7 protein-coding genes and 2 pseudogenes are annotated in these 8,622 nt (G+C 69.2%); 7 read left to right on the top strand and 2 right to left on the bottom strand.

The window, feature by feature from the left end:
* Nucleotides 1–533: 533 nt before the first annotated feature.
* Nucleotides 534–1,136 carry a gamma carbonic anhydrase family protein gene (locus tag AB0K02_RS33755; RefSeq protein WP_365996431.1) on the bottom strand — a complete coding sequence of 201 codons (603 nt, stop codon included), beginning with the start codon at nt 1,134–1,136 and terminating at the stop codon, nt 534–536.
* Nucleotides 1,137–1,434: 298 nt separating this feature from the next.
* On the opposite strand from AB0K02_RS33755, the pseudogene AB0K02_RS33750 reads away from it, so the two are divergent.
* The 4 genes and pseudogenes from AB0K02_RS33750 to AB0K02_RS33735 all read left to right on the top strand — a co-directional run.
* Nucleotides 1,435–1,770 (top strand): annotated as a pseudogene (locus AB0K02_RS33750) (nitronate monooxygenase); the annotation flags it as partial.
* A 431-nt stretch (nt 1,771–2,201) separates the two neighbouring features.
* Nucleotides 2,202–2,933: an SDR family oxidoreductase gene (locus tag AB0K02_RS33745; protein ID WP_365996430.1), complete on the top strand. Its 732-nt coding sequence runs from the start codon at nt 2,202–2,204 to the stop codon at nt 2,931–2,933.
* A 42-nt stretch (nt 2,934–2,975) separates the two neighbouring features.
* Nucleotides 2,976–3,129: pseudogene (locus tag AB0K02_RS33740) on the top strand (SAM-dependent methyltransferase); the annotation flags it as partial.
* A gap of 185 nt (nt 3,130–3,314) precedes the next feature.
* The gene (locus AB0K02_RS33735) at nt 3,315–4,160 is read left to right on the top strand and encodes a prephenate dehydratase (RefSeq protein WP_365996429.1); all 846 of its coding nucleotides are present in this window, start codon (nt 3,315–3,317) and stop codon (nt 4,158–4,160) included.
* 297 nt (nt 4,161–4,457) lie between these two features.
* Here the strand turns inward: AB0K02_RS33735 and AB0K02_RS33730 are convergent, their stop codons facing one another.
* On the bottom strand, nt 4,458–4,835 hold the full coding sequence (locus AB0K02_RS33730; RefSeq protein WP_365996428.1) for a helix-turn-helix domain-containing protein: 378 nt from the start codon (nt 4,833–4,835) through the stop codon (nt 4,458–4,460).
* Between the two features lie 57 nt (nt 4,836–4,892).
* Between AB0K02_RS33730 and AB0K02_RS33725 the strand changes: the two genes are divergently transcribed.
* From AB0K02_RS33725 to AB0K02_RS33715, 3 genes are all read left to right on the top strand, one after another.
* Nucleotides 4,893–5,762 carry an NmrA family NAD(P)-binding protein gene (locus AB0K02_RS33725; protein WP_365996427.1) on the top strand — a complete coding sequence of 290 codons (870 nt, stop codon included), beginning with the start codon at nt 4,893–4,895 and terminating at the stop codon, nt 5,760–5,762.
* A 502-nt stretch (nt 5,763–6,264) separates the two neighbouring features.
* Entirely contained in the window at nt 6,265–7,836 is a 1,572-nt protein-coding gene (locus AB0K02_RS33720; RefSeq protein ID WP_365996426.1) for a sodium:solute symporter, read from the top strand.
* Entirely contained in the window at nt 7,833–8,483 is a 651-nt protein-coding gene (locus tag AB0K02_RS33715; RefSeq protein ID WP_365996425.1) for a sigma-70 family RNA polymerase sigma factor, read from the top strand. Before AB0K02_RS33720 ends, AB0K02_RS33715 begins: the two co-directional genes overlap by 4 nt.
* The last annotated feature ends 139 nt before the right edge of the window (nt 8,484–8,622 follow it).

Here is an 8,622-nt window from a genome sequence, read left to right as displayed (position 1 = left end):
CAGGCACAAGATCAGCAGACACCCCACAGATCCTGCCGACTCAACACGCAACTGCCAAGCCCCACAACGAACTTCATTCTGAAACGATCAGTAAGGGCTGAGGGCGGGACGCTGCCCCGGGCGGGCCGGACGCCCGCGTGATGCTCGTCCGGTCGGCCTGAACCCGGCCGGCGCCGAAGGCGTCAGGCCTCCCATGCCACCGGTCCGGGAGGCTGCCTGATCCAGGAATCCCGTCCTCACCCTCAGGGAGGCGGGCATTCAAAGGCTCGAGAGGGAGCTGTCCCGCTGGGTGCCGTTCGACGAGTCGCTGCACCCGGACATCGCCTCGCACACTCCGCTCACCGACGAGACAGCAGGGCTCACCGGGCCGGCGGAGCTCGCCCGTATGAGCGTGCGCGTGCTGGTCGTCGACGATCAGGAGTTGGAGTGCGAGGGACTGGTCATGCTGCCGGTCCGTCTGATGCGTTTGCGCCTACGTCGTGCCCCGAACGGCGGACCGGCCCGCTCGGCGCCGGAGCACGATCGGCGGCGGCTCAGAGCAGGCGGTCGTCATGGTGACGACCGAGGGCACGGCCGAACCGTTCCGAGATCGCCGGCATGAGGCTCTCGCCCGGCCCGGGCCGCTCCAGGCCGAACACATAGCCGGGGAAGTCCAGTTCCTTCTGCACCGCCCAGATCGCCTCGTGCTCCTGCGGCGGAAGCACCTGTGCCGGGTCCCCGACGGCCACCCAGCCGATCGGCACCATGGCGTCCGGGGGCAGCACCGTGCGCAGATGCACAATCCCGTTGATCCGGACCTCCGAACGGGCCCCGATCCGGGCGCCGTTGAAGACCCGGCTGCCGGTTGCCAGGAACACCTCGTCCTCGACCGTGCATCCGGTCAGATAGGAGCCGGGGCCCACGAGGACCTCCCGCCCCAGGCTCAGGGGATCACGGCGCGTTCCGCGCAGGACCGCGTTCTCCATCACGATGCAGCCTTCACCGAGTTCCACGGGTCCGCCCTCCGCGGTCAGCACCGCACCGAACAGCACCCGGCACCCCGCGCCGACACGCACATCCCCGCACAGGGTCGCCGTCGGGGCGACGTAGGCAGAGGCGTGAACGGTCGGCGCAACACCTTCGTGTTCAATGAGCATGTCCCAAATCATGCAGGACCCGCAACGCCCGATCCACGCATATCCACTGGCCGAGACGGTGGTTCAACACCCCGCCGTCCCCATTCGGGGTGTGTGCAACAAACGCTGGGACTGGATCTCGGAGTAACACCGGATGACCGATGTTGTACGGGAGTGGGAGAACACGGCGCCGTCGGAGCCGGAGACGGCTGCCGGGGTCGGGGCAGTTGCCGGCTGTATGCGTCCGTGACCGCGAACGGGAGCGGGCCAGGGGCGACAGGTGCCGACTGGTTGAGGAGCGGGAGCGCCACGTCGTCGGATGCGAGCAGTCGGCCGTCGTCGGTCGCCAGTACGACGCGGTCGGTCGTCTCCCGCAGCCGGCGGCCGGACGCGAGATGGCGGTTGCGGTGGGGGCACCCGGTGCGAGCAGACCGGCCTCATGGCGAGGGGCAGACCGACCATGCTGGTGGGCACGTTCTCGCTGGTCCCGCAGGCCGCGGACGCTGTCTCTGTTCCCGTCATCGCGGCGGGCGGAATCGCCGACGGCCGTGGTGCGGCGGCAGCCTTGACGCTGGGAGCCGCGGGCCTGCAGATCGGTACCGCCGTCCTGGCAACCGACGAGTCGGGGGCCGGTGCCGTACCCAAGAGCGTGCTGCGCTCGTCGGCCGGCGGGCAGTCGACCGCGCCGCCCGACGACCTTCAGACGCCACACTCCGAGCCCGCCCGCGCGCCCGACGGTCGATGACAAGCAGCGCGACTGCCGTACAGAACCGCTGGCCACATCCGTAGGGGATTTACTTGCGGTGTCGGGTGATCCAGCCGGTCGCGTCCCGGACGGACGAACGGGACGGCGTTCGGTGTCAACCGAATCACATGGTCACGCAACTCCCTGTCAGCTCATCCGGAGCCGGCACGCCGCTGAGGAAGGAGGTGTGAGGCGTACCGGCAGCACGGCGTAGGGAACCGGTCAGAGGGCCGACTCCCCATCGGCACATTCGCCGGCAGTGGTTGCACCAGGCCCGCCGTGGTTCGTTTGGGCCGCTCAGGCATTGGCTCGTCCATCACATCTGCACCCGAAGGAGAATCATGGGACGGCGCACGGCACTGGTGACCAATGTACTCGAGTACGGCGGGCCAGGGACGGTAGAAGCACTGGAGAAGGCGGGGTACAAGATAGCCTGCCACGACCGCACTTTCACCGACCCCCGAGCACGCGAAGCGTACGCGGCCGCACACACCGACATCGCAGTTCTGTCGGCTCAGGACCCGCAGGCGGTGGTGGCCGAAGCCATCGAAAGCCTCACCGCAATCGATGCCCTGATCAGCAACGACGTCCACCCGAACCGGCCCGCACCGATAGAGGACGTTTCACTTGACGATCTGCGCGCCACTCTCGAAGCGGTGCTTGTCACGCCGTTCCGGCTCGCTCAAGCGATCATCCCGCATTTGAAAGGCCGCGGTACGGGCAGCATCGTCCTGGTCACCTCTGCCCGTGAACTTCAGCCCGAACCGGGATTCAGCGTGCCCACCACGGCACGGGGCGGAGCGACGACTTTCGCCCTCGCACTCGCCCGGGAGCTCGCGCCCTCAGGGATCCAGGTCAATGCCATAGCCCCCAACTACCTCTACAGTGAGCTGTATTACCCGCGAGACCGGTTCATCGACAATCCGGTCGGACGGAAGGAAATCGAGGATCGAGTGCCAGTCGGCCGACTGGGCACCCCGGAGGAGCTCGGGAATCTCGTCGAGTTCTTCGCCTCCGGCAAGTCGGCATTCGTCACCGGTCAGGTAATCGCGTTCACCGGCGGCTGGCCCTGATGGGGGCTCGGGTCGGCAAGTCTCCGTACGGGGAGATCGCCCGTCCTGCGGGAGCGGGAGGTCGGAACCTGACCGTGAAGAAGCGAGGGTCGCCATAAAGACGGCTCCGCAAAAGATCAAGCTCCAGGACCCCGACTCGGCGACAGCGTTTCTGACTCGGATGGCCGCCGCACCGACGATGCTCATCGGTCAGCCGGGCTCCCGGCCCCCCGCCGGACCGGCCGCTCCTGTCGGTCCGGCGCAGGGGCCCCGGCTCCCTGTGTCACCACGCCCTGCATCTTCGATTCCGGGCGACACTGCGATTCCGCAGCCCGTGCGGTTCACTGTGGATCTCTTGTCGCCCAACGACACAACCCTCATGGCTGAAAGGTGGCAGACACGGTGACGACCGTCGCATACCAGGGGGAACCCGGGTCCAACTCGGCAACCGCCGCCAACGACCTGTATCCCGGATGCAATGAGCTGCCCTGCACGAGCTTCGATCAGGCCCTGGACGCCGTGACGCTCGGCGCGGCCGACGTGGCGGTGATCCCAGTGGACAACTCCGCAGCCGGACGCGTCGCCGACGTGCACCACCTGCTTCCGGAGTCAGGCCTGTTCCTCATCGCGGAATACTTCCTCGCCATCCGCTTCGACCTCATGGGCCTCCCGGGCACGTCATTCGACCAGGTGGAATGCGTCCGCAGCCATGTGCACGCCCTGGGACAGTGCCGGAAGGTTCTGCGCGAGGGCGGCTGGCGCACGCTCGTCACCGACGACACCGCGGGGGCGGCCCGCGAGGTGGCGGAGCTGGGCGACCGCCGGCACGCAGCACTCGCCCCGCCGGCTGCGGCACGCCGCTACCGTCTCGAGGTACTGCGGTCGGGGGTCGAGGACGACCCGGACAACACCACGCGGTTCGTCGTCCTCTCCCGCGACGCCGCCTTCCCGCCGGACACGGGTGACCCGACGATGACCAGTCTCCTCTTCAGCGTGCGGAACATCCCCAGCGCGCTCTACAAAGCGCTCGGTGGGTTCGCCAGCAGTGCCGTGAACCTCACCAAGATCGAGAGCTACCAGATCGGTGCCGGGCTGAACGCCAGCCGCTTCTACGTCGAGATCGAGGGGCATCCCGACGAGCCCCGAGTCGCCCTTGCCCTGCAGGAACTGCGCTTCTTCTCGTCCGAGGTACGCATCCTCGGCGTGTACCCAGCCCACCAGCACCGCCTGAGGGAGGGCACCGCGTGACAGCAACCGGCTCGAGCGGCGTCCGACGGCGTCCGGGCCAGAGGCTCGCATCGCCAGCGCCAGCGGCCGGTCTTCCACCAGGTGATCGGCGACTTCGTCCTCGATGGCCTCAGGGGACGCGCAGGGCCGCTGCGCCGAGGGCTCGCAGGCCACCGCCGGCGCCTGCATCACCTTCCTGGACCACGTGCCCCGCGGCAGGCTCGGAGACCTGACCGTCGCGCTGTCCGGCTACGGCCGCTTCAGCATCGTCCGCCTTGGTGGGCGGGACCAGGCCGACGTGTCAGATCTACGAGCCCTTCAGACAGCTCTGGGGCCGTCCGGCTCGTGCTCGGGATGCTGTTCCCCCCAGACAAGCATGGAGTGCAGAACACTGCTGAGGCTTCTGCCCTCCTCGGTGAGTTCGTAGACGACGCGAGGCGGGACTTCCGCGTACACCGTACGGGTGAGGATCCGCTGATGCTCCAAGGCACGCAGACGGTCGGTGAGGACTTTGGAGCTGGGGTTGCCCAAGGCGCTCCTCAGCTCCCCGAAGCGCTTGGGCCCGGTCAGCAGGTCCCGGACGATCAGGGTCGTCCACTTGCCGTCGAGGACTTTGAGCGTGCGCTCGACCCCGCAGCCGTGCGAAGGCACCCCTGCCGTCAGGCGGACGAACCGCTCCGGGTCCATGGTTTCCATAAGCACACTATGCCACGTTCTGGGTACTGCTTTGCAATCGGATCTAATGTCCGCTGCATGACCAGTTCACAGACAGTCGTCGTCCATGGCGCCACAGGTGCCCAGGGCGCTCCCGTCGTACGCCACCTCCTCGCGGCGGGCCACCGCGTCCGCGCCGCGGTCCGGGACCCCCGGGCGCCGCTCCCACCCGGTGCGGAAGGTGTGGCTGCGGACCTGAACGACACCGCGTCACTGGCCGCTGCCTACGCCGAAGCCGACGCCGTTGTGGTGCAGTTGCCGCTGGTGTTCGCGGCGGACACCGCCGTGGCCCAGGCCGAGTCGGTGCTCGCGGCACTGCGCAAGGCAGGCGTCGCCCAAGCCGTGTTCAACACCGGCGGTGTCCTTGCTGACGAAGGCGTCGGCGTCCCCTTCGTGGACGCCCGGGCGCTGATGACCGCTCGGCTGGCCGAGTGCGTGGCCACAGCCTCCGTGGTGGCCCCGGCCCGCACGTATTTGGAGAACCTGGCCGCCCCATGGTCCGCCGCCCGGGTCAGGGCCGGGGAAGTCGCCTACCCGCTCCCCTCGGACCTGCCCGTTCCCTGGGTGGCTCTGGACGATCTCGGCGCGACCGTCGCCGAACTGGCCACGGCACCTGAACCGCCGCCGCTGCAAATCGTCGCAGGACCACAATCCCTCACCGGCGACCAGGTCGCCGCCGGACTCTCGGCCGCGCTCGGGCAAGAGGTTCGCTGGAAGACGATCGCGCCGGCCGAGTACGAGCAGATGCTGACTCCCTATCTCGGGCAGGAAGCCGCGGCCGGGGTGGCAGCGGCCTATCTGCCTCCCCCGCCCGGCGCCCCGCTGCCCCCTGCTGCGGATCCCGCAGCCGTGCGGACCGGCCCCACAACGCTGCGCGACTGGGCAACCCGGCAGCACTGGCCCCAGTGACCGACCACAGGACGCCTGCCGCAGTGCCGCTCGATCCAGACAGGCCGGCGAGGCGCGGCTGCGGTCGCTCCGCCGACGTACACGGCAGCCGGCCGGGTCAGGCACACTCGCGACACCGCCGGGTGACCGGACTCAACTGCGGGACAGCGCCGCGAGCCGAAAGCCACCACCAGCCGTTCGTCGGGCCCTGCGGCGACCACCGAGCCCGGCAACGGGAACACCAACGCCGGTCCGGCCTGCTCTTCGGTGGTGAGATCCCACACCCCAACCGGGCGAGGCGTACGGCCTCCCTACCGTCCGCGGCCTCGCCGACCGGTGCCCATGCCGGGCTGGGCCTCGGTCGGCCCGCTGATCATTCCTGCGGTGTGGAGGCCGGCCAGGTAGATCGTGGCGGTCTTCTCGTAGCGATTTCCTCCGCATTCCTGTCATCGAAACCGGCCCTCCACGCAACTCGCAGGAAACAGGGCTCACACACTCGGCAAGACACCAAGGGCGGTGACGGATGACTGAAGGCCCCATGGCCGCGGCGTTCCTCGCCGTCATCGGTGGTGCGTCCGTGCTCGCCCTCACCGCCCGTCGCCTGCACAGCAACGACGCCCTGCCCTCCCTGGAAGGATGGGCACTGGCCGATCGCAGTCTTGGGACCGTTTGGACGTGGCTGCTGCTGGGCGGGACCGTATTCACTGCCTACACCTTCGCCGCCGTGCCCGGGCTGGTGTACGGAACCGGGGCGCTCGCCTTCTTCGCCCTCCCGTACACCGTGATGGTCTGCCCGTTGGCCTTCGTCCTGCTGCCCCGGATGTGGGACGTGGCCCGCGCAGGCGGCTACGTCACTCCCGCGGACTTCGTCCGCGGACGCTACGGTTCGGCGCCTCTGGCCCTGGTGGTCGCTCTCACCGGCATCCTCGCGACCATGCCGTATCTGGCGCTGCAACTCCTGGGCATCCGCGCGGTCCTCACCGCCGGCGGGCTCTATCCGAATGCCGCCACCGGTGACCCGGCCATGGTCGCGATCTTCGCAGGCCTCGCAGTGGCGACCTACCGGCACGGCCTTCGCGCTCCCACAGTGATCTCGGCACTCAAGGCCGTGGCGGTCTTCGGCTCGGTACTGGCCGTCACCTGGCTCGTCCTCGCCCACATGGGCGGACCCGGCCTGGTCTTCGACGAGGCGGCTCGCCGTCTCGCAGGGCCGGAGACCCCCGGCGTCTCCCTCGTCCTGAGCCCCGGCCAGCAGCCGGCCTTCGCCACCCTGGCCCTCGGATCGGCGTTGGCCCTGCTGATGTACCCGCACGTCCTGACCGCGGCATTCGCCGCCTCCGGACCGGACACCCTGCGCAAGGTCTCCGTCGCCCTGCCCGCCTGGACCGCGGTGCTCGCCCTGTTCGGACTGCTCGGCATCGCCGCGCTCGCCTCGGGCGTGCAGGCCCCCGACGGAGGCGCCGAGGCCGCCGTCCCCGTCCTGGTGAACCGCCTCATGCCGACGCCCCTGGCAGGCCTGGTCTTCGGCGCGATCACCGTTGGTGCGCTCGTTCCGGCCGCCGTCATGTCGATCGCGGCGGCGACCTCGTTCGTGCGCAATGTGTACGCCGAGTACTTCCATCCCACCGCCACGCCCAAGCGCCAGGTGAGGATCGCCAAAGCGGTCTCACTCACCGCGAAGGCGGGAGCCATCGCATTCGTCTTCGGGCTCCGGGACCAGGCTGCGATCAACCTGCAACTGCTCGGCGGCGTATGGATCCTCCAGGTCTTCCCTGCCGTGGCCATCGGGCTGTTCACCCGCATGCTCCACCACCGGGCGCTGATCGCGGGCTGGGCCGTCGGCATGGTGACCGGTACCGTCATGGTCGTACAGGAGGGGTTCTCCCCTCTCGTGCCCCTTCCTGTGCCCGGCCCCTCCGGCCAGTCCCTGGAGATCTACGCGGGGCTTGCGGCCCTGCTTCTGAATCTGACGGTCAGCCTCGTCAGCACCGTCGTACTCGACCGGATCGGCACCCCCCGGCACGCGGACACCACCGCGCTCGCCCCCTGCCTGCCGGACAAGCACCTTCCAGGGACAGGAGAGAACACCCCATGAGACGGACCATCCCCACCACTGTCCCGCTCCTCGCGGGCCCGCCGGTGGCAGATCGCAACGCAGCCGCAGACCCACGTGAGCGGCACCACGCGGATGCTGCGCATGATGAGGCCGCACCGGTCACTCAGCCCGCTCCGCTTCGAACCGATCCTGCCGAACAGGAGCGGGAAGCGGCCGTCGCCCGGCTTTTCGACCAGCACTACCCGTCGATGCTCCGCCTCGCCGCGCTGCTGGGTGCAGATGATCCGGAGAACATCGCGGCCGAGGCCTACTACCAGATGTACCGGAAGTGGCGGAAACTGCGGGACGCCGAGTCCGCGGAGGCGTATCTGCGTTCCATCGTCTGCAACCTGACCCGGATGCGCATACGCCATCTCCAGGTCGCCCGTCGCCACACCGAGGCACCGCCCACCGACTGGATCACCTCGGCGGAGAACTCGGCGCTGCTCCGTGACGACCAGCGGGTACTGCTCGAGGCCCTGCAGCAACTGCCCACCCGGCAGCGCGAGGCCCTCGTGCTGCGCCACTGGATGGGCCTGAAGGAAGGCGAGATCGCCGCGGCGATGGGCATCTCCGCGGGATCGGTCAAGACCCATACCTCGCGCGGCCTCGCCGCTCTCACCCAGGCGATGGAGGCCCGGCGATGAACAGCACTCCCAACGCCCGGGACACCGAGGAGCAGCTCGGCGAAGCCCTCGAAGCCCTCGCCGGCCAACTGCACCCCGCCCCCGACGCCTACCGAACCGCCCGCGGCGACTGGCTCCGACGGGAACGCAGGCGCCGCCT

The organism is Streptomyces sp. NPDC049597 (assembly GCF_040675505.1).
Classification (GTDB): domain Bacteria; phylum Actinomycetota; class Actinomycetes; order Streptomycetales; family Streptomycetaceae; genus Streptomyces.
Note: the sequence above shows the minus strand (reverse complement) of the source record. Positions and strands in the feature narration are given on the sequence as shown.